The sequence below is a fragment of the Myroides odoratus genome (assembly GCF_965118575.1).
GTDB lineage: Bacteria > Bacteroidota > Bacteroidia > Flavobacteriales > Flavobacteriaceae > Flavobacterium > Flavobacterium odoratum_B.
Genome location: NZ_CBCPHW010000003.1, coordinates 82,331 through 103,871 on the forward strand (window position 1 = coordinate 82,331; position 21,541 = coordinate 103,871).

Genomic DNA, 21,541 nt, shown 5'->3' on the forward strand with positions numbered 1-21,541 from the left:
CACTTTCAATTGCGTATCTATGCGGATAGTTTTACTTTTGTCAAAACGGAAAAAGGATATGAAAAAAATACTAGCCTTACTCGGGTTATTCTGCACCCTAACCTATGCACAACCGACAGCATTCAAAGAGGGAGATTTTATTTTTCAGAATTTAAATTGCGGCGCCTTATGTGATGCCATCAATGAAGTGACATATGGCTATGAAGGATTAAACTTCAATCACATGGGAATGGTACTTGAACAAGAAGGTAGTTTGCAAGTAGTAGAAGCTACTTGGCCAGCAGTCACCCTCACTCCTTTGGATGAATTTCTAAGTAAAACTTCAGAAACCATGTATTTAGGAAGAGTTTTACCTAAATATGAAAAAATAATTCCAGCAGCCAAAGCCTTTGCTTTAAAACAAATAGGGATTCCTTATGATGACAATTACCTATATGCAAATGGCAAATACTACTGTTCAGAATTGATTTATGATGCTTTTAAAGCGGCCAATAAAAACAAAGAATTTTTTCATATGTACCCGATGACCTATCGCTCAAAGTATACAGGGGATTTTTTCCCAGTCTGGGTTCAGTATTTTGAAAAATTAAATCAAATAATCCCCGAAGGTGCCTTAGGATGCAATCCTGCGGGGATCTCTTTATCAAAAAAAATCACTATTGTAGGACCTGTCATACAAGAGTAATCATCCACTTTTAGTTATCTATGGAGGTCATCAGTTCAGCTACTTCTTGCTGTACTTGGTGACCTTTATCTTTGGTATACCATTTGTTCAACAAAATGATTCCATCCTCATCAAACTGACCGTATTCAGCTTTATAGTCAGCAACTAATTTCACGGCATCTGCAGGACGTGGTCCCCACTGTCCGAGTACCTTTAAAGATGCCTTGTCTACAACCAATAATTTAGGAATCGCTCTACCTCCATGGGTTAAGTACTGATCCATTAATTCCAAATTTTGATCGCGAAACAGGATACGCAATTCTACTTTATCCGTTAGTTCAGCCATTTTATTAAGCATAGGCACTGATTGAGCTGCATCTCCACACCAACACTCAGAAATAACTAACCAAATATAATCGTTCGTCAAGTTTTCCATCACCAAAGCAACCTCATTTTCCACTTGTAAGGTTTTATCTAAGCGATGTAAACGCGCTTCGTTTAATTCAGCATACGGCAAATAGTCTGCAGATAGGTGAAGTTTTTCAGGATTGTTTTGTAAAGCTTCTGTTACAAAAGTGCGAAACTCCAAATAGGATAAACTATTATTCAATTCTTTTACTTCGACTTCATTCATTTTTGTGTAATTTTATTAGTTCGAATTCAAAGTTAGTCTTTTAAACAATAATCTTTCAATACTTTATTTATGAAAACGCCTAAAATAGGTTTAGCTTTATCTGGTGGAGGCTATAAAGGGATTGCTCATGCGGGTGTAATTTCATTCTTAGTAGAACAAGGCATTCAACCCAAAATACTTGTGGGAACTAGTGCTGGATCTATTGTTTCTTGTTTGTATTCCTTTGGTTTAACCCCCCACGAAATACTAGATTTTTTCAAATCCGTCAATGTATTAAACTGGCATTTTTTTACTTTTAAAAAAGCGGGTTTAATTGACTCTAATTCTTTTGAAAAATACTTGTTCTCTATTTTTGAGAATCGAACCTTAGACGATTTGCCCATCAAAGTAGTAATAAACTCAACCGATATTGCCAAAGGGGAAGTACATGTATTTGATTCTACTACGCGTGTGATAGATGCTATCTTAGCATCCAGTGCATTTCCTGCTATCTTTTCTCCGCACTCAGTTCAAGATCAACTGTATAGTGATGGCGGAATTCTCAATAATTTTGCTACCGATTTAATTCGAGAAGACTGTGATTTTTTAATCGGCAGTAATGTATGTCCTATTGAACAGCTCGATGCCAAAAATTTAACCTCTATGCGTTCTGTTGCCTTACGGGCGTATGATTTAATGGCTGCCAATCACAATCGATCCCAATCCGCTTTGTGTGATTGGTTAATTGAATCCCATCACATCACGCAATACTCCACTTTTGAACGCAATAAGCAACGAATGGACGAAATATTTGACCTGGGTTATCAAGCTGCGGCAAGAACCTTTAAAAATCATGCGTATAAATTCGCAAAAGCTGTTTTATAGTAGTATATAATCTTTATATTTGCAAAACTTTAAAACTATCATATCCATGAAATACAAAAGAATTCTACTTAAATTAAGTGGAGAAGCTTTAATGGGAGAGAATCAATATGGAATTGACCCTAAGAGATTAGCTGAGTACGCAGCTGAAGTAAAAAAAGTACATAATTTAGGTGTTGAAATAGCTATTGTTATTGGTGGTGGTAATATTTTTAGAGGAGTAGCAGGCGCTAGTGTTGGGATGGATCGTGTACAAGGTGACTATATGGGCATGCTTGCAACGATTATCAACGGAATGGCACTTCAAGGAGCCTTAGAAGATGCAGGAATGTTAACTCGTTTACAAACCGCCTTGAAAATAGAAGCTGTTGCTGAGCCTTATATCAAAAGAAGAGCGGTTCGCCACTTAGAAAAAGGTCGAATTGTTATTTTTGGTGCAGGAACAGGAAACCCTTATTTTACAACAGATACCGCTGCGGTACTACGTGGAGTTGAAATCAATGCGGATGTTATTTTAAAAGGAACCCGTGTTGATGGGGTATACAATGCAGATCCTGAAAAAGATCCTACGGCGGTTAAATTTGAACAAATCACTTTTAGTGATGTATTGACAAAAGGATTAAATGTAATGGATACTACGGCATTTACATTGAGTAGAGAAAACGAATTACCGATTGTGGTATTCGATATGAATAAAGAAAACAATTTACTAAAAGTTTGCCAAGGAGATGATTCAGTAGGTACTACTGTTTCCGTAAACATTAATTAATAACGTTATGACAGAAGAAATAGATTTAATTATTGCAAGTGCAAGAGAGGCAATGGACGGTTCTATTGCTCACTTAGAAAAATCTTTATTAAATATTCGTGCAGGAAAAGCAAGCCCACAAATGTTAGGTGGTGTTTTTGTAGATTACTACGGTTCTCAAACTCCTTTATCTCAAGTAGCAAGTGTTAATGTGCCTGATGCACGTACACTTACGGTTACACCTTGGGAAAAAGCCATGCTACAACCTATTGAAAAAGCAATTATGATTGCCAACTTAGGTCTAAACCCAATGAATAACGGAGAGAATATCATTATCAATATTCCTGCTTTAACGGAAGAAAGACGTAAGGATTTGGTCAAACAAGCTAAAACGGAAGCAGAAGAAGCTAAAATTGGTATCCGAAATGCGCGTAAAGACGCCAATAACGATATCAAAAAAGAAGAAAAAAACGGTGTTTCTGAAGATGTTTGTAAAGATGCTGAAGAACAGGTACAAAAAATAACAGATAACTACATCAAGAAAATTGAAGATATCTTAGCCAAAAAAGAAGAAGAAATTCTTAAAGTATAATGAAAGTCCGCAGATGCGGACTTTTTCTTTTTATATACTTATCAAACCTTTTTGATTACTTCTATTTCTTTTGAAATATTCCAGGGTTCACTTCTTCCCAAAAGCTGGATTTAATTCGTAATCTTTGCTTAATAACGTGGTTATTTTACACAAATATCTATTGTTTTTTTAGTACATTTGTTCGTATTTCAATTCAAAGAATTGATCTACGAGGTAACAAAAATATAATCAAAATGAAACACACCAAAATTATCGATCTTCTTAGTGGAAAAGGACTTTTGCATGAAGTAAAGGCAAAAGGTTGGGTAAAAACGTTTAGAAACAACCAATTTATTGCTTTAAATGATGGATCGACAATCAATAACATTCAATGTGTTGTTGACTTAGATAAGTTTCCTGCTGAATTATTAAAAAAAATTCACACAGGAGCAGCTATTTCTGTAAGAGGTACCCTAATTGAAAGTAGAGGAGCTGGACAAAATGTAGAAATCCAAGTTGAAAACTTAAAAGTTTATGGTGAAGCCAATCCGGAAGAATATCCAATTCAACCTAAAAAACACTCGTTAGAATTTTTACGTGAAAATGCACACTTGAGAATTAGAACAAACATTTTTGGTGCTATTATGCGTGTACGAAGTACTTTATCTTATGCTGTACACAAATACTTCCAAGATAATGGTTTCTTCTATTTTAATGCGCCAATTATTACAGGATCAGATGCTGAAGGAGCGGGTGAAATGTTTAAAGTAACCAATTTTAATTTAAATGCTATTCCAAAAACCGAAGAAGGAGCTATCAACTTCAAAGAAGATTTCTTTGGCAAAGCCACTAACTTAACGGTATCTGGACAATTAGAAGCTGAAACGTATGCAATGGCCTTGGGGTCGGTATATACTTTTGGTCCTACTTTCCGTGCGGAAAACTCGAATACATCGCGTCACTTAGCTGAATTCTGGATGATTGAGCCTGAAGTTGCTTTCAACAATTTGGCAGACAACATGGATTTAGCGGAAGATTTCATTAAATATGTCCTTACCTACACGCTAGATAAGTGTCAAGATGATTTACTTTTCTTAGAAAAAAGATTACAAGAAGAAGAAAAAAATAAACCACAAGCAGAACGCAGTGAAATGTCGTTAATTGAAAAGCTTCGCTTTGTAACGGAAAACAATTTCAAACGTGTGAGCTATACAGAAGCTATTGATATATTAAAAGCTTCTAAACCAAATAAAAACAAAAAATTCAATTATATTATTGAAGAATGGGGTGCTGACTTACAAAGTGAGCATGAGCGTTTTTTAGTAGAAAAACACTTTAAATGCCCGGTAATATTATTTGACTATCCGGCAGAAATTAAAGCGTTTTACATGCGTATGAACGAAGATGGAAAAACCGTTCGCGCGATGGATATCTTATTCCCAGGCATTGGAGAAATTGTTGGCGGTTCTCAAAGAGAAGAGCGCTATGACGTTCTCTTAGAAAAAATGGAAACCTTGGGAATCGACAAAGAAGAGCTTTGGTGGTATTTAGATACCCGTAAGTTTGGAACAGCACCGCACAGTGGATTTGGTCTTGGCTTTGAACGTTTAGTATTATTCGCTACAGGTATGACTAACATCAGAGATGTAATTCCTTTTCCAAGAACGCCACAAAATGCAGAGTTTTAATTACTCTTAGAAACTAATCCTTCAAATGTTTACTTTTCTTCTGTTTTTTCTTTATCTTAGAAGGAATATCGATTAAAAGTAAACATTTTTATTTCGTTAATTTATTTAGCATGCTAAAACAAAGTTTACAACTCAAACTATCTCAGAAATTATCCCCTCAGCAAATCCAGTTGATGAAGTTAATTCAATTACCTACTTTGGCCTTTGAACAAAGGTTAAAGGAAGAGTTAATTGAAAACCCTGCTTTAGAAACAGGAAAAGAAGAAAGTGCGGATGATTTTGATACTTTAGATAGTGATTTTGACGACTTTGACAATGAACGCATTGATACGGAAGATATTAATATTGACGACTATCTAAGCGACGATGAAATTCCCGAATACAAATTACAAGCTAATAATTACAGTTCTGATGATGAGGACTATGAAGCACCTATTATTGCTACAGAATCTTTTCATCAAAATTTAATTAATCAATTGAACACCTTCATTCTTTCTGAGGCAGATCGAGCAATTGCTGAATTCTTAGTAGGAAGTATTGATGAAATGGGGTACCTCCGCAGAGATATTCAAGATATTGTGGATGATTTAGCCTTCACGCAAGGTATATATACCGATTTTGAAACGGTTGCCACTATTTTAGCGCTTGTTCAGGAATTGGAGCCAGTCGGTGTAGGTGCACGTGATTTACAAGAGTGTTTGTTGTTGCAACTCAAGCACAAAACCGCTACGGATGCTATTGTTATAGCTAAAGATATAATCGAGAATCAATTTGATGCTTTTACAAAAAAGCACTACGATAAACTCTTAGCAAAATACACAATTACAAAAGATCAATTGCGTAAAGCCATTGATGAAATTGAAAAGCTAAATCCAAAACCTGGAGGGGCTTTTACAGGATCAAATCGATTCATAGAACAGGTAATTCCCGATTTTACAATCAAAATTGTAGAAGGCGAGATTGAACTTACCTTAAACAATCGAAATGCACCTGAATTGCATGTTTCTCGCGATTACCAAGAGATGTTACAAACATATAAGGATTCTTCACAAGCCAGTGCTTCTCAAAAAGATGCGGTTCAATTCATCAAACAAAAACTAGATGGCGCTAAATGGTTTATTGATGCGATTAAACAACGTCAAGAAACGCTATACGTCACGATGAGTGCTATTATCCATTATCAACAGGAATATTTTTTAACGGGAGATGAAACTAAACTAAAACCGATGATTTTAAAGGATATTGCGGATTTAGTCGGGTTGGATATTTCAACTATTTCACGGGTGGCTAACAGCAAATATGTGGATACTCCTTATGGAACAAAGTTGATCAAACATTTCTTTTCTGAAGCCATGATGAATGACCAAGGAGAAGAGGTATCTACCATTGAAATTAAAACTATACTGGAAAACATCATTCAAGAGGAGGACAAGAAAAAGCCTTATCCCGATGATAAAATAGCCGAACTACTCAAAGAGAAAGGCTATCCTATTGCTCGACGAACTGTGGCTAAATACAGGGAACAATTAGACATTCCTGTTGCTCGAATGAGAAAGAAAATATAAAACTGACAACCCACTAATTCTAAAAAGAGGCAGGCAATTATGAAGAAACTAGCCCAAATTGTTTCCTTTCTTTTTCATCCCATTTTATTGCCTTTACAAACGGTTGGGTTATATTTTTTTGTTCAGTATGCTTATTTTTCGCCACTTGAATTATCGATTATCCTCAGTCAAGTAGCTCTTGTAACCTTTTTCATTCCTATTTCCATCTACTACTTGATGCGCTCTTTACGCATACTTAAATCAAGTGTAATGGTCAGTGAAACCAAAGAGCGAATCTTTCCTTTTGCGATCAATATTCTACTGCTGTATACACTCAAATCGCTTGTATTATACAACAACAGCGCGTATGAATTAAAAATTTATTTTTGGGGGCTTATTGGCACGTATTCCCTTTTGTTAGTTAGTGCTTTATTTAAACAGAAATACAGTGTGCATACGGCTTTACTAACTGCTGGATTAACCTTCTTTATCCTTTTACTCCTTCATCAAAACACAGCCGCTTTAATTCTATTAATTGGCTGTATTCTGTTTACTGGATTAACGGCGAGTGCGCGTTTGTATTTAAGAGCACATACTTCGTATGAAGTATTCGTTGGCGGATTGATTGGTTTTGTTCCTCAACTTCTTTGTTGGGTGCTTTTAGCCCAATAAAAAAAGAGCTCATCGCTCTTCTTTCTTATAAAATATAAAATATAACGCCTACTTTAAACAGTCGCAACTTTTCAGCATCTCCTGTTATTGGCGTTTCTTTGTAAATGGTATTTAACCCATAATAGGCATAAAAGTTCCAGGTATTAAAGCCTGCGCCAACATACATTCCCATCAACCAGTTATTGATGTTGCTATCTGCCCGAACTGTGGTTGAGTATTGATCTGTAGATGTTTTTAAACGGCTTCCCAATACATAACTCGCCTTAAATCCAACGTAGGTACGCCAAAATTTATGACTCGCTGGCGTTGACGTTCTCCATCTCAATTCAATGGGAAAATCAAGCGTGTGCAATGAGAGGCTATTTCTTTTAAAATCATCTAGTACAACATATTCTTTATCTGCCGTTACTCCCAGATTCGTACGCAAATTCTGATATGAAAAACCAAAACCAGGTGCTATAGCAAGGGTACGACTTTTATTAATTGGAAAATCTCTCAAGAAACCAATATCAACCCCTAAGGAAACAGAAGTTGATTTAAGTCCTGCGGGTTTTCCTTGTATTAGCGTATGTGACAAGCCAAAATAAAACTGATCTTCTCTGTATTTATAATCCAAAGCAGCGATGCTATCGTTTTCCCTAGTCAACTCATCGATTAATCCTTGTTCTTGTGCAAAAGAAAAAGAGGCTGTGAAACAGAAACAACAGAGTAAAAAAACGTTCTTCATCGCGCTATTTTTTAAAATTAAAAGGAATAAACCAAGCCCACTCCTAAGGTTTGTTTAAATTGAACTTTCGGACCTTCTATCACTTGTACACCGCCACGTTCCACTTTGTTTTTTACGTTGTCATCGTAAACCAAATTAACGCCAACATTGGCACGTACAAAATCGTTCACCTTCATATCCAGTTTTAAGTCCCACATCACATCAATATTCCCAAATCGATCGATATAATCACTATATAACGTCAATTTTGTATCAATAAATATATTGGTGAATATTTCTTTTTTCCATTCGGTACTCACTAATAGACCAATTTCAGCTTTATAATTCTTTCCGTGTCTTAGAATCGTGCCATCTTTATCTTTAATCGCTGAATCAACACCAAAAGCGCCTTGATCGGCTAATCGTTGATCATTTACAAAAGTACCTTTGTACGTCAAAGGTGAAATATAATACTTTATTCCGGTTTTAGAATCCATATACTCTCCCCCGATACCGACAAATAAGTAAGCAGGTGCAAACCATCTGGAAACGGGATTATCTGTATTGGGGTAATTATATCCATCTGTAAATTGCGTTCTAAAATTTAATTTAGACACATAATACCAATCGGATGCTACGGAAGATTTATACCCAAAAGTAGAATTTAATTCTAAAACATCGTCTGTTTTACGCAACTCTCTATCGGACTGTTTATTTACCCCATAGCGCACGTTTAAGACATTGTCCCAAATCAAACGCCCTTTGATATACTTTCTACTAAAATCACCTTTTAGCAAGCCTGAAATTGAATTATCACCTCCGGCACTCCAATTGACAAAAGCAATCTGATTAAAATCTAACCCTACCTTATTTTTCTTTTCCCAATAGCCAATAATTTCATTGTTTACAGGAAGGGCTGACAATTGAATTTGAGGGTTGAATTTAGTCTTAATTTGACTATATTTAGGTTTGCTTCTTTCTACGAAAACTTCCGGCTTAAAAAATGCAGTGTCCTCATTTCTTCCCATATTCATGTAATTCATCAACAAATCTTCTTCCGCATAATTTTTAGGCGGTAAAAAGTTCATTAAAGGATTAAATGGATTTTCTTGCACCTTCACTGTATCTTTGGTCACCTGATTCTCCGGTTGAGGATTAACTACTGGACTTTGGGGTACTTCTTGAGCAAAACTACCTACTCCATTTAAACTTACTACTAAAGACAAAAAAGCAATCTTACTTATCTTATTCAAAACTTTTCACGAATTAATTTAACAATTGAATCTACGTCTATTCCACACATTTGCTGTTGTTGCTTTACGGTACCTTGTTCGATAAAAACATCGGGAACCCCTAAATTCTCAACGTATATACCAGGGTAATTTTGTGCTACAAATTGAGCGATTGTACTTCCGAATCCTCCTTTTATCACTCCCTCTTCGATTGTAAAAAGGTGTGAATGCGTTTGACAGATGTCATGCAGTTCACCTTCATTCAATGGTTTTACAAATGCAAAATGGTAATGGGACCAGTCACTGGTCTCGCATTCTTTAAAGGCTTCTATTACATTATTTCCAATAACTCCTGTGGAAATAATCGCAAATTTATTGCCTTTTCTTAATTTTTTAGTTATCGATACGTTAACTTTTACAAATGCTTCTCGCCAATTGGTTTTTTTGATTCCTTTTCCTCTAGGGTAACGAATTGCCCAAGGGGTATCAATTCCCAATTGCGCGGTATACAATAAGTTTCTCAACTCAATTTCATCTAAGGGAGCGGCAATGACTAGATTGGGGATACAGTTTAAATAGGCCAAGTCAAAAACACCCTGATGCGTAGCTCCGTCCTCTCCGACTAATCCTGCGCGATCCAAACAAAATACAACTGGCAGTTTTTGTAAGGCTACGTCGTGGATGACTTGATCGTACGCGCGCTGTAAAAAGGTAGAATAGATGGCACAAAACGGAATTAATCCTTGGGTTGCCATACCTGCAGCTAATGTAACTGCATGTTGCTCCGCAATTCCAACATCCAAAGCACGTTCTGGAAATGCATCCATCATATACTTCATGGAACTACCGGTTGGCATAGCTGGTGTAATCCCTACAATCAAAGGATTCTTTTCCGCCAGTTCTACGAGGGTATGTCCAAAAACATCTTGGTATTTGGTTGGATATTCGCTTTCTTCTTTGAGAATCAATTCACCTGTTGCACTATCAAACTTACCAGGTGCATGATAGGTCACTTGGTTTTCTTCTGCTTGTTTCAAGCCTTTCCCTTTGGTAGTAATTACATGCAAAAACTTAGGCCCTTTATGCTTTTTTAATTGGGTTAATTCTTTGATTAGCTTTTTTAGATCATGGCCATCAACAGGTCCTCGATAATCAAAATTCAAGGACTTAATCATGTTATTTCGCTTGTGATTGCGTCCCTCTTTCACGGAGGTTAAGTAATCTTTCAAAGCACCAACACTTGGATCGATTCCAATGGCATTATCGTTTAAAATCACCAACATATTAGCATCACTAACTCCCGCATGATTAAGTCCTTCAAAAGCCATTCCTGCAGCAATAGAAGCATCGCCTATAACAGCAATATGCTGTCTGTCGGGTTTGCCTTTTAATTTGGAAGCAATCGCCATACCTAAAACCGCCGAAATAGACGTGGATGAATGCCCTACTCCAAAAGCATCAAACGCACTTTCTTCGCGATGGGGAAATCCACTGATTCCTCCTTTTTGTCGGTTCGTGTGAAAAACAGCCTGACGGCCAGTCAACAATTTATGTCCATAGGCCTGGTGTCCAACATCCCAAACGAGTAAATCATCGGGTGTATTGAAAACATAATGCAAGGCAATAGTCAATTCAACTACGCCTAAGCTTGCACCTAAATGTCCTTCTTTGGTCGCAACAACCTCAATAATACAGCGTCGAATTTCGACCGCTAAATCTTGAAGTTGAGCTAAACTCAAATGTCTTAAGTCAGAAGGATCTTGGATTTGTTCTAATAGCATAAGACAGGTGTGTTCTTTTTAGTAAGAACAAAATTACAACTTTGTTTTTAGTTGCGAATGAATCCTATCAAATAATACTTCTCCTAGCGTATAATTGCAATCCGTCCCATTATAAATAGTGATTTTTCACAAATGATACGAAGTGAAATCCTTTTTCAATTAACTTTGCTTTAAATAGAAAAATAAGGAATGGATATATTCACTGATGAATATTTTATGCGAATAGCCCTGAGCGAAGCAAGAGCAGCCTTCGACAAAGGCGAGATTCCCGTAGGCGCAATTGTCGTTTCGGACAACAAAATAATTGCTAAGTGTCATAATCTTACGGAGTTACTACACGATGTTACCGCTCACGCAGAATTGCAAGCTGTTTCATCAGCTGCAAATTATTTAGATGCTAAATACCTGAAATCATGTACTTTATTTGTAACTTTAGAACCGTGCCAGATGTGTGCAGGGGCTTTGTATTGGAGTCAAATATCACGAGTCGTTTGGGGAGCTAAGGATGAAAAAAGAGGTTTTCAAACCATGGGTGGGCAACTCCATCCAAAAACAGCGATTACCCAAGGAATTTTAGCTGATCAATGCGCAGAACTGATGCGTTCATTTTTTGAAAAAAGAAGATAAAATTATAAAATGCTATGAAGAAAAGAATTTTACTAACCTTGATGTGTCTTGTTTTAGGGCTTTTACAAGCTTGTAAAAAAGACGCATCTCAAGACTTTCCCCTATCCGATCCAAAGGATTTTAGTGAATACATAAGTGCTTTTACGACGGGAATGATTTCGTCCAAATCTCCCATTGATATTGCCTTAACCAAAAACTGGGGCAATTGGAAAGATCAGGAAGAGATTGATTCAAAATTATTTACTATCTCGCCCGCAGTAAAAGGAAAATTACATTATTTACCTAATCAAACCCTCCGCTTTGAACCCGCGGAGCAATTGAAACAAGATCAAAAATATTACATTTCCTTTCACTTAGGAAAAATCACTGCCATTGAAGGAGAAGAACAGCAAACGTTTTCATTCTTAGTACATACGGTACCTCAACAGTTTACTACAGAATTTTCGGATTTACAATCTGCCGATAAAGACACTTATATACTAAATGGGGTTCTAAAATCTAGTGATTGGGTTAGTACAGAAACTATCCAAAAAATAACCTCCGTACAACAAGGTAAACAGGCGCTTGAGTTGTCTTTTCAAACCAATGCCACACAAGAAGCTAAAGAATTTCCTTTTACTATACGTGGAATCAAACGCCAGAAAGAAGCGAGTGAAGTATCCTTAACTATGGATGCTAAATCCATTCAATTGGATCAAAAAACGACACAAGATTTTGCTATTCCTGCGAAAGATGTATTTCAGGTGCATCAGATTTTAACCACTATAGGCGATAATCACGCTTTTGCTATAAACTTTTCAAATCCAATTAAGAAGAACCAGACTCTTGATGGATTAATTCGTTTACAAGGATTAGAAAGTCTACCACTTACTTTCTTAACTGAAGGAAATTTAGTGAAAGTATACAGTGAAAAAGCACTTCCTGAAGAAGTTACTCTTTTGGTTGAAGAGGGTATTATCGATAGTTATGGCAATAAGTTAAATCGTACTCATACAGAAAACATCACTTTTGCTATTCCTAAACCGGAAGTACAAGTCTTGCAAAACGGTACTATTTTACCGTCTTCTGAAAATTTAAAAATCAACTTTAAAGCGACTTCCTTAAAAGCCGTAGATATAAAAGTGTATAAAATATATCAAAATAATATTTTACAATTTTTACAATCTAACAATTTGGATGGTTCGTATTCACTCTATACGGTTGCCGCACCTATTGCAAAAACAACGATAGAATTGACGAATCCGGATCCAAAAGCACTTATGCGATGGAATGCATATGCCATCGATTTATCAACGCTTATCAAACCGGATCCAGGTGCTATCTATCACATTAAATTCTCCTTTAAAAAATCGTATGCTATCAACTGTGCATCGGATAGTGAAGAAGATATTGATACTGAAGCAGATGAAGAGGTATCTCCAGAAGATGATGAGTATGAATATTACTACCGTTATTATCCATGGGAGGAGCGCGAGGATCCTTGCTCAGAGGCTTATTACTATTATACGCAAATGCCAACCATCAATGTTTTGGCCAGTGATTTAGGTCTGATTGTAAAAGGAGGAAATGACAATGTATATACGGCTATTGTTACGAATATCTTAACTACAGCTCCAGTTAATGGTGCTACGGTTGAATTTTATAGCTATCAACAACAATTGCTAGCTTCTGCTAAAACAGACAAGGATGGGATTGCCAAAGTAAATTTGGGTAAAAACAAAGCGTACTTTGCCATTGCTAAACAAGACACCAATACAACCTACCTCAAGATAGACCAAGCCAATGCCTTATCAGTAAGTAATTACGACGTAGATGGTACTACTTTGCAAAAAGGAATGAATGGGTATGTGTATACTGAACGCGGTGTTTGGCGTCCAGGGGATAATATTCATATTGGTTTTATTTTAGATGATATCGCCAATCCTTTACCAGAAAATCACCCGATCAAATTGACGTTATCCGATCCTTTTGGAAAAGTAACGGAACAGCTAGTGCAAAAGAAAAATGCGGCCAATCACTATGCTTTTAAATTAAAAACAGCAGAAGAAGCGCCAACTGGAAATTGGGAAGCGGTAATTCAAGTGGGAGGTGCTAAGTTTTACAAGCGAATTAAAGTCGAAACGATTAAACCCAATCGCTTAAAAATCAAAAATAATGCAGAGGGTAAAGTTATTACGTCTGATTATTACAACAAGCAAATTGACTATACCATCGAATGGTTACAAGGAAGTACAGCTAAAAATTTAAAAGCTGATGTTCAAATTAAATTAATTCCTGAACAGACTACTTTTAAGACCTATCCTCAATATCGATTCAACAACAGTTTATCTACGTATGCAACGGAAGACATCAATGTTTATTCCGGTAGAACGAATGAAAATGGTGCTTTTTCGTTTGCCCTAAATTTAAAAAATACCGTAGAAAACTCAGCGATGTTAAAAGCAATTCTGACAACCAAAGTGTATGAAAATGGTGGAGATGTGTCGACAGATGTGTCGACCTTGACCTACTCTCCCTTTGCAAGTTATGTAGGAATTAAAGCACCCGAAGCCAATAAATACGGGTATTATGAAACCGACAAGCCTTTAGCTTTCTCTGTGGTAACTGTAGATAGCAATGGCAAGACATTGGGACAAAATGTAAAAGTCGACGTCTATAGAAAAAAAGGATACTGGTGGTGGAGTTCAAACGAATCGGGTGTATCTAATTACAATGCTTCTGATTATTATAGTCTGTATCGCACGGACAATCTAACGACCTCACCCAATGGGGCAACCAAATATGAATTAAATATTCCGGAACAAGATTGGGGGAGCTATGAAGTAGTAATCACCAATTTAAACAGCGGGCACATTGCTTCTCAACAGGTGTACGTAGATTGGCCTTATTGGTCAGCAAAAACGAAACACAAAGAGGGCAAAGATGCCATCGCTCTTTCTATTGCTACGGATAAAAAAGAATATACCGTTGACGAAAAGATAAAACTATCTTTCCCTTCGAGTGAAGGTGGAAGAGCCTTAGTTTCTGTCGAAAGCGGTAGCAGTGTTTTAGCCACGCATTGGGTACAAACCAAACAAGGAGAAACGACTTTTGAATTACCTGCAACAGCAGCTATGGCTCCGAATGCTTATCTTTCGATTACCCTTATTCAACCGCATGCTTACACCCTTAATAATGCGCCTATCCGTTTATATGGAATAGCGCCTATTAGTGTTTACAATAAAAAAACAAAGCTTGAGCCCGAAATACTTATGCCCGACAAATTGCGTCCTGAAGAAAAATTCACCTTAAAAGTGAAAGAAAAAAATGGACACAAAATGACGTATACGATAGCTATTGTTGAAGATGGTCTCTTGGATTTAACTCATTTTAAAACGCCAACACCGTGGCAAAACTTCTACAGCAAATCAGCCCTAGGTGTTCGTACATGGGATGTTTTTGATTTCATTATTGGAGCCTATGGAGGTACGATTAATCAAGTATTTAGTATTGGTGGAGATGAGGATTTAGGTGCTGGACAAGTAAAAAAAGCCAATCGCTTTAAACCCGTTGTTATTTTCTTAGGACCTTATACTGTAGAAAAAGGCAAAATGGCTTCGCATGAAATCAAATTGCCTAAATACATCGGTTCTGTTCGAACCATGATTGTTGCTTCTAATACCGAACAACGCGCGTATGGACATACTGATAAAACGGTAAAAGTGAATAATCCATTGATGATTTTAGGTTCCTTGCCTCGAAGAGCCGTACCTGGTGAAAAAATAACGTTACCTGTTACTGTTTTTGCCATGGAAAAACACGTGAAAAATGTTCAAATTTCAGTAAAAACAGATGATAAATTTAAACTAACAGGTGCTTCAACTCAACAATTATCCTTTAGCGAACCAGACGAAAAAGTGGCTTATTTTGAATTGGAAGTAGCTAATAAAACAGGAATTTCAAAAATTGAAATTGAAGCTACTTCGGGCAAAGAAAAAGCGAGTTATAGCATTGAATTGGATGTTTTAAATCCAAATCCAATCACAACCCGTACCCAAGTAGTTAGCCTTGACGCGCAAAGTGAAGAAACGTTAGATTGGAATCCGTTTGGTATTGCAGGAAGTAATAAAGCAACCTTAGAGCTTTCTACTTTTCCAAATATCAACTTAACTACGCGTTTAAATTACTTAATTACTTTCCCACATGGTTGCACGGAACAAATTACATCTGGGGTATTCCCACAGCTTTACCTCAATGATTTAGTTACTTTGGATGACAGCAAAAAGCAAAGTATCCAACGCAACGTCAATGAAGGGATTCAACGCTTAGCTCAACGACAATTCTCCGATGGAGGTTTTGCGTATTGGCCAGGCAATAGTTATGCCGATGATTGGGCTACTTCTTATGTGGGTCATTTCTTTGTTGAAGCAGAGAAAAAAGGATATGCTCTACCTGTAAATAGCAAAGCCAATTGGATTTCATACCAACAAAAAATAGCGCGTCAATGGAAATACAATCCGCGTTATGCTACTGATTTTGCACAAGCCTATCGCCTGTATACCTTAGCATTAGCAGGGCAACCTGATGTAGCTTCAATGAACCGATTAAGAGAAACTCAAGGTATCTCTACGAATACAAAATTCCGTTTGGCAGCAGCTTATGCTCTTGCTGGACAAAAAGAAGCGGCTCAAAAATTAATTGCCAATCTATCCTTAGATGAAATTGCAGGTTATTCTTACTATGGTTCGTATGAACGAAATTTAGCTATGGTATTGGAAACGCTAATGAACAGTGGTGGGAATAAAATTAAAACCCATGAATATGCAATTGAATTAGCTAATAAATTAGGATCCTCTCAATGGATGAGTACGCAAACTACCGCTTATGCCTTAAATGCTATATCGAAATATGTAAACGTCAATAAACCAAGTGACGGTATTCATACGCAATATACATACAATGGACAAGCAGCTACAGTAAACACAACCAAAGCAATGGTTAGTGCAGAGTTGAAAAATATCAAATCTAGCAATGCATTAGCCATTCAAAATAAAAGTGATGCCATTCTCTATGCACGTCTAACTTCTAGCGGTATTTTACCTGTTGGCCAAGAGCAAGCGGATCAAAGTAACTTACTGATTAAAACAACGTATCGCTCTACTACTGGAGTAGTTTTAAATCCAGCCAGCATCGAACAAGGAACAGAATTTATTTGTGACCTTACCATTTCAAATACCAGCAACCGAAGTATTGAAAACGTGGCTTTAACTCACATTGTTCCATCGGGTTGGGAGATTGTCAATTTGCGTTATACGGATGCGGGTGGAGCACAAAATCAAGTGGACTATACCGATATCCGAGATGATCGATCGCTTTTTTACTTTACTTTAAATGCCAATAGTACAAAAACACTAAAAGTAACGCTAAATGCGTCTTATTTAGGAAACTACTATTTACCAGGTGTTCAAGCCAATGCCATGTACGATAATTCTTACCGTTGCCGCACGATCGGACAATGGGTAGAAGTAGTCAAATAAAATTAATTTACTAATCAACAAGATAAATACAGGGATTAACTATCCCTGTATTGCTTTATATGAAATTGACAATCAATCTAAAATGGCGTACTTGGAGCCTTAAAAAGAAAGTGCTTTCAATTCTCGTGGGTATCGCAATGATTGCCTACTACTTTTGTTTACCTCAAACTTTGTTTGACAAGCCCTATTCTACTGTCATTGAAAGTAAAGACAATCAACTCTTAGCTGCTCAAATTGCTACAGATGGGCAATGGCGATTTCCTGAAATGCAAGCAGTTCCCGATAAATTTAAAGCATGTATTATTGCTTATGAAGATGACTATTTTAAGTACCATTGGGGAATCAATCCGGTTTCAATTGTCAAAGCTTTTGTGGCTAATACCTCCGCAAAAAAGGTAAAAAGAGGGGGTAGTACTTTAACGCAGCAAACCATTCGCTTAGCGAGAAATGGCAAAAAAAGAACGTATTTTGAAAAAATAATCGAAGCAATTCAAGCAACGCGTTTAGAATTCAAATACAGTAAAGCCACTATTTTAAGTTTATATGCTTCTCATGCTCCTTTTGGAGGGAATGTAGTGGGATTGGATGTTGCGGCGTGGCGGTATTTTGGCACTTCTCCTGAACAACTTTCTTGGGCAGAAAGTGCTACATTGGCCGTTTTACCCAATGCGCCTCGATTAATCTACCCTGGAAAAAATCAAGAAATACTTTTCAACAAGAGAAATGCTCTTTTGAAAAAACTTTTAGACCAAAAAAGCATCGATCAAAATACCTATGAGCTAGCTATCACGGAGCCTTTACCCCAAAAACCACATGAGTTACCTCAACTTGCCCCACACCTCTTGCAATACATTGCCAAAACCAATAAGCAAGAACGCATAGTAACCACTGTAGATTATGCCATTCAACAACGAGCAAATGCTATTATTGAAAACTATTACCTCCATTATAGACAAGCGGAAGTTTACAACATAGCTGCACTTATTGTCGATGTAGAAAACCGAGATATAGTAGCCTATATTGGAAACGCACCTACTACCGCAGCGCATCAAAAAGATGTAGATATTATTCAAGCCTCTCGAAGCACGGGCAGTATATTAAAACCATTTCTCTATGCGGCTATGTTAGATGATGCCTCTCTATTACCGCATCAATTAGTAGCTGATATTCCCATTGTAATATCGGGTTATAAACCCACTAACTTTTCCAATAGTTATGAAGGAGCAGTCCATGCAAACGAAGCGTTATCACGTTCATTAAACATTCCTTTTGTCTTACTACTACAGCAATATGGCGTATATCGATTTTACGATAATTTGCAGCAATTAAATTTATCTTCTATCAACAAATATCCCGATCATTACGGACTATCCTTAATTTTAGGAGGAGCCGAGAGTAGTTTATGGCAATTAACGAGAGCGTATGCAGGATTAATGGGAACGCTGAATTACTACAATAAAGAGCATCAATATCGCACAAAAGAAATCCAAGAATTAAACTGGAAGAGCGATTACGTTCAATCGTATGGAGAAACTTCGAAAGAAAAGACAATCTGGGGCGCAGGAGCAATTTACGACACCTTTGAAGCACTAACTAAAGTAAATAGACCCGAAGGTGATGAGGCCTGGCAATACTACGACTCAGCGCTTAAAATCGCCTGGAAAACAGGAACGAGTTTTGGTGGACGAGATGCTTGGGCAATTGGTGTAAATAAAAAATACATTGTAAGTGTTTGGGTGGGAAATGCAACTGGCGAAGGTCGTCCTTCTATCAGTGGAGTTCGCATGGCAGGGCCCATATTATTTGACTTGTTCAAGCTATTACCTCAACAAAAGGATATTGCCCCCCCACTCAATGATCTAGAAGAAGTTCCCATTTGTCAAACCTCAGGTTATTTAGCAGGACCGAATTGTATGCAAACAAAAACAAACTTAATTCCTTTTAGAGCTAAAAAAACAGTGTTATGTCCGTATCACAAATTGGTTCATTTAGATTCAAATCGGCAGTATCAAGTCAATAGTCAATGTGAATCAATTGATCGCATCTTTTCAACTCCGTGGTTTATCTTACCGCCTACTATGGCGTATTTTTATAGAAAATCACATAGTGAATATCAAGATTTACCGGCCTTTCGCACAGATTGTATTACCCAGGATCAGTTCAAAAAAATTGAATTCATCTACCCCAAACACGGGGATCATATTTATTTAACCAAGAATTTCTTTTCGGAATTACAACCGTTCATTGCTAAGGCTAGTTCAAGCAGCGCAAATAAAACGCTCTTTTGGTACTTGAATGAGCAATACATTGGCACGACCAAACAATTTCACGAATTGGCCGTCTATGGCAATCCAGGGATTAATTACCTTGCGATTACCGATGAAGAAGGGCATACGCAAACCATTGAATTTTATATTGAAAAACCAACCTAACAAAAAACCCAAAACAGTGCGTTTTGGGTTTTTCGTTATTCTGATATTTCCTTGCCTTTTTCGTCAAAGAAATGGTATTCTAAATACGTGTAAGCGTCACGTGGTACAATTTTGATCCATTTCTTGAATTCAAACCACCACTTTGTTCTTAAAGATGGCAAGCCTTTGGTTAAATAAGCTGCCACAAAAGGGTGTGTATTCAAGATTATTTTGCAAGACGGATCCTTTGCAATAATATTTTCGATTCGGGCTCTAATTTTTTCAATAACTAAAATAGGCGCCTCAATCTCCCCGTGTTCATTTGGATCTTCCTCTCTAGTTTCAATTGACACTTCTGGTCGAACTCTTTGTCTAGTGATTTGAATCAATCCAAATTTACTTGGTGGTAAAATTTTGTGTTTCGCTTTATCATCGCTCATTTCTTCTTTCAAGAAGTCATAGAGTGTTTTTCTATTCTCTGGATTACCCATATCAATAAAATCAACTACAATAATTCCACCCATATCTCTTAATCTTAATTGACGTGCAATTTCTGCAGCAGCAATTAAATTAACTTCAAGGGCTGTATCTTCTTGTGATTGTGCCTTATTTGAACGATTTCCACTATTCACATCAATAACATGTAACGCCTCTGTATGCTCTATGATCAAATAAGCACCTTTGCTCATAGAAACCGTTTTACCAAAAGAGGTTTTTATTTGGCGTTCAATGTTGTATTTCTCAAAAATAGGAACTTCTCTCGATTGATAATGTTTGACAATCGACACCTTAGAAGGTGCAATTTCTTGAAGATAGTCTTTAGTTTGATAATACAAATCCTCATCATCCGTAACAATACCTGTAAAAGTATCATTAAAAACATCTCTCAAAATAGAAGAAGCTTTATTGACTTCACCTAATACTTTTGAAGGATGCTGTGCGGTTGTTAACTTTTTGCACATGTTGTTCCATTTGGACATCAAGTTGGTTAAATCTTTATCGATTTCACTGACTTTCATTCCTTCGGCAACCGTGCGAACGATTACTCCAAAACCTTTTGGTTTGATAGACTGTAATAATTTCTTTAATCGCTCTTTTTCTTCTTTGGATTCAATTTTTTGAGAAATTGAAATGCGATTCGAAAAAGGCACAAGAACGACATATCTGCCGGCTATTGATAATTCAGAACTAATACGGGGTCCTTTTGTAGAAATAGGTTCTTTTACAATCTGAACTAATAAAGATTGATTAGCGCTTAATACATCTGTAATAGCTCCATCTTTATCAATTTCATCTTCAAAGACAAAATTTTCTAAGGCGTAATCTTTTAATTTACCTCCACTTACAAGTTTTGTGAACTTTAGTAGCGTTTTTAAATTCGGACCTAAGTCGTGATAATGCAAAAAAGCATCTTTTTCAAAACCTACATGCACGAAAGCGGCATTTAATCCCGGAACGGGTTTTCTAATTTTAGCGACAAAAATATCCCCTACTTGAAAACCATTTCCTTCATCAGCTTCACGCTCTCTATGCAGTTCAATTAGTTTTCCATCTTTTAATAAGGCAAAATCTACTGTATCAGAATTCGATCTAATAATTAGCTCTTTATTCACACTGTACATTTTTATCCATACTCATTCATTACACTGTTTTGGTTATTTCGAGAATCCCTTCAAAACAAAATGAGTTTGTATAGATGGATTAAACATTATTTTAAAAACAAGTTTTCCCCTTGTTTTCTTCTTTTTTCAACTTGATAAGATAGTTATCAATGAACGCATCTTGAACTTTCTTAGAAAAGAAAAAAGTAGTATTAAACTACTTTTTCTTTTTGTGACGGTTAGCTCTCGCTCTTTTCTTACGCTTGTGCGTTGCTACCTTATGTC

General features: G+C 36.7%; 15 protein-coding genes. 10 read left to right on the plus strand and 5 right to left on the minus strand.

Annotation, left to right across the window (positions count from 1 at the left end):
• Positions 1 to 58 precede the first annotated feature (58 nt).
• Positions 59 to 685 carry a YiiX/YebB-like N1pC/P60 family cysteine hydrolase gene (locus ACMHJ2_RS03200; protein WP_413511515.1) on the plus strand — a complete coding sequence of 209 codons (627 nt, stop codon included), beginning with the start codon at positions 59 to 61 and terminating at the stop codon, positions 683 to 685.
• 10 nt (positions 686 to 695) lie between these two features.
• Here ACMHJ2_RS03200 and ACMHJ2_RS03205 read toward each other — a convergent pair whose 3' ends face one another.
• On the minus strand, positions 696 to 1,298 hold the full coding sequence (locus tag ACMHJ2_RS03205; RefSeq protein WP_413511516.1) for a thioredoxin family protein: 603 nt from the start codon (positions 1,296 to 1,298) through the stop codon (positions 696 to 698).
• Between the two features lie 69 nt (positions 1,299 to 1,367).
• On the opposite strand from ACMHJ2_RS03205, the gene ACMHJ2_RS03210 reads away from it, so the two are divergent.
• The 6 genes from ACMHJ2_RS03210 (at position 1,368) to ACMHJ2_RS03235 (ending at position 7,382) form a co-directional block, all read left to right on the plus strand.
• On the plus strand, positions 1,368 to 2,162 hold the full coding sequence (locus ACMHJ2_RS03210; RefSeq protein WP_413511517.1) for a patatin-like phospholipase family protein: 795 nt from the start codon (positions 1,368 to 1,370) through the stop codon (positions 2,160 to 2,162).
• A 46-nt stretch (positions 2,163 to 2,208) separates the two neighbouring features.
• Positions 2,209 to 2,928, plus strand: coding sequence for a UMP kinase (pyrH, locus tag ACMHJ2_RS03215; protein ID WP_413511518.1), 720 nt, complete (start codon positions 2,209 to 2,211; stop codon positions 2,926 to 2,928).
• Positions 2,929 to 2,935: 7 nt separating this feature from the next.
• Entirely contained in the window at positions 2,936 to 3,499 is a 564-nt protein-coding gene (gene frr, locus ACMHJ2_RS03220; RefSeq protein WP_413511519.1) for a ribosome recycling factor, read from the plus strand.
• 233 nt (positions 3,500 to 3,732) lie between these two features.
• On the plus strand, positions 3,733 to 5,166 hold the full coding sequence (gene asnS, locus ACMHJ2_RS03225; RefSeq protein WP_413511520.1) for an asparagine--tRNA ligase: 1,434 nt from the start codon (positions 3,733 to 3,735) through the stop codon (positions 5,164 to 5,166).
• 110 nt (positions 5,167 to 5,276) lie between these two features.
• Entirely contained in the window at positions 5,277 to 6,731 is a 1,455-nt protein-coding gene (rpoN, locus tag ACMHJ2_RS03230) for an RNA polymerase factor sigma-54 (protein WP_413511521.1), read from the plus strand.
• Between the two features lie 39 nt (positions 6,732 to 6,770).
• Positions 6,771 to 7,382: a hypothetical protein gene (locus tag ACMHJ2_RS03235; protein ID WP_413511522.1), complete on the plus strand. Its 612-nt coding sequence runs from the start codon at positions 6,771 to 6,773 to the stop codon at positions 7,380 to 7,382.
• Between the two features lie 25 nt (positions 7,383 to 7,407).
• On the opposite strand, the gene ACMHJ2_RS03240 is transcribed toward ACMHJ2_RS03235, so the two are convergent.
• The 3 genes from ACMHJ2_RS03240 to ACMHJ2_RS03250 are packed head-to-tail and all read right to left on the minus strand — an operon-like array spanning position 7,408 to position 11,101.
• A complete protein-coding gene (locus ACMHJ2_RS03240) occupies positions 7,408 to 8,109 on the minus strand; it encodes a porin family protein (protein WP_413511523.1) in 702 nt (233 codons plus the stop codon).
• A gap of 17 nt (positions 8,110 to 8,126) precedes the next feature.
• Entirely contained in the window at positions 8,127 to 9,341 is a 1,215-nt protein-coding gene (locus ACMHJ2_RS03245; RefSeq protein ID WP_413511524.1) for a DUF3078 domain-containing protein, read from the minus strand.
• Positions 9,338 to 11,101 (minus strand): 1-deoxy-D-xylulose-5-phosphate synthase, encoded by a 1,764-nt coding sequence (locus tag ACMHJ2_RS03250; RefSeq protein ID WP_413511525.1) that lies wholly within the window; start codon positions 11,099 to 11,101, stop codon positions 9,338 to 9,340. The genes ACMHJ2_RS03245 and ACMHJ2_RS03250 overlap by 4 nt, the downstream gene beginning before the upstream one ends.
• Positions 11,102 to 11,290: 189 nt before the next feature.
• Between ACMHJ2_RS03250 and ACMHJ2_RS03255 the strand changes: the two genes are divergently transcribed.
• The 3 genes from ACMHJ2_RS03255 to pbpC are packed head-to-tail and all read left to right on the plus strand — an operon-like array spanning position 11,291 to position 19,676.
• Positions 11,291 to 11,728 carry a nucleoside deaminase gene (locus tag ACMHJ2_RS03255; protein ID WP_413511526.1) on the plus strand — a complete coding sequence of 146 codons (438 nt, stop codon included), beginning with the start codon at positions 11,291 to 11,293 and terminating at the stop codon, positions 11,726 to 11,728.
• 14 nt (positions 11,729 to 11,742) lie between these two features.
• The gene (locus ACMHJ2_RS03260; protein ID WP_413511527.1) at positions 11,743 to 17,244 is read left to right on the plus strand and encodes an alpha-2-macroglobulin family protein; all 5,502 of its coding nucleotides are present in this window, start codon (positions 11,743 to 11,745) and stop codon (positions 17,242 to 17,244) included.
• Between the two features lie 59 nt (positions 17,245 to 17,303).
• The gene (pbpC, locus tag ACMHJ2_RS03265; protein ID WP_413511528.1) at positions 17,304 to 19,676 is read left to right on the plus strand and encodes a penicillin-binding protein 1C; all 2,373 of its coding nucleotides are present in this window, start codon (positions 17,304 to 17,306) and stop codon (positions 19,674 to 19,676) included.
• A 35-nt stretch (positions 19,677 to 19,711) separates the two neighbouring features.
• Here pbpC and ACMHJ2_RS03270 read toward each other — a convergent pair whose 3' ends face one another.
• Positions 19,712 to 21,268, minus strand: a complete 1,557-nt coding sequence (locus tag ACMHJ2_RS03270; RefSeq protein ID WP_413511529.1) for an Rne/Rng family ribonuclease — start codon at positions 21,266 to 21,268, stop codon at positions 19,712 to 19,714.
• Positions 21,269 to 21,541 lie beyond the last annotated feature (273 nt).

Excerpts from the sequence above, each read along its gene's own strand:
- pbpC (WP_413511528.1), top strand. The coding sequence starts at position 17,304 with ATGAAATTGACAATCAATCTAAAATGGCGTACTTGGAGCCTTAAAAAG.
- pyrH (WP_413511518.1), top strand. The coding sequence starts at position 2,209 with ATGAAATACAAAAGAATTCTACTTAAATTAAGTGGAGAAGCTTTAATG.
- ACMHJ2_RS03200 (WP_413511515.1), top strand. The coding sequence starts at position 59 with ATGAAAAAAATACTAGCCTTACTCGGGTTATTCTGCACCCTAACCTAT.
- rpoN (WP_413511521.1), top strand. The coding sequence starts at position 5,277 with ATGCTAAAACAAAGTTTACAACTCAAACTATCTCAGAAATTATCCCCT.
- frr (WP_413511519.1), top strand. The coding sequence starts at position 2,936 with ATGACAGAAGAAATAGATTTAATTATTGCAAGTGCAAGAGAGGCAATG.
- ACMHJ2_RS03235 (WP_413511522.1), top strand. The coding sequence starts at position 6,771 with ATGAAGAAACTAGCCCAAATTGTTTCCTTTCTTTTTCATCCCATTTTA.
- ACMHJ2_RS03255 (WP_413511526.1), top strand. The coding sequence starts at position 11,291 with ATGGATATATTCACTGATGAATATTTTATGCGAATAGCCCTGAGCGAA.
- asnS (WP_413511520.1), top strand. The coding sequence starts at position 3,733 with ATGAAACACACCAAAATTATCGATCTTCTTAGTGGAAAAGGACTTTTG.
- ACMHJ2_RS03260 (WP_413511527.1), top strand. The coding sequence starts at position 11,743 with ATGAAGAAAAGAATTTTACTAACCTTGATGTGTCTTGTTTTAGGGCTT.
- ACMHJ2_RS03240 (WP_413511523.1), bottom strand. The coding sequence starts at position 8,109 with ATGAAGAACGTTTTTTTACTCTGTTGTTTCTGTTTCACAGCCTCTTTT.
- ACMHJ2_RS03205 (WP_413511516.1), bottom strand. The coding sequence starts at position 1,298 with ATGAATGAAGTCGAAGTAAAAGAATTGAATAATAGTTTATCCTATTTG.
- ACMHJ2_RS03210 (WP_413511517.1), top strand. The coding sequence starts at position 1,368 with ATGAAAACGCCTAAAATAGGTTTAGCTTTATCTGGTGGAGGCTATAAA.
- ACMHJ2_RS03250 (WP_413511525.1), bottom strand. The coding sequence starts at position 11,101 with ATGCTATTAGAACAAATCCAAGATCCTTCTGACTTAAGACATTTGAGT.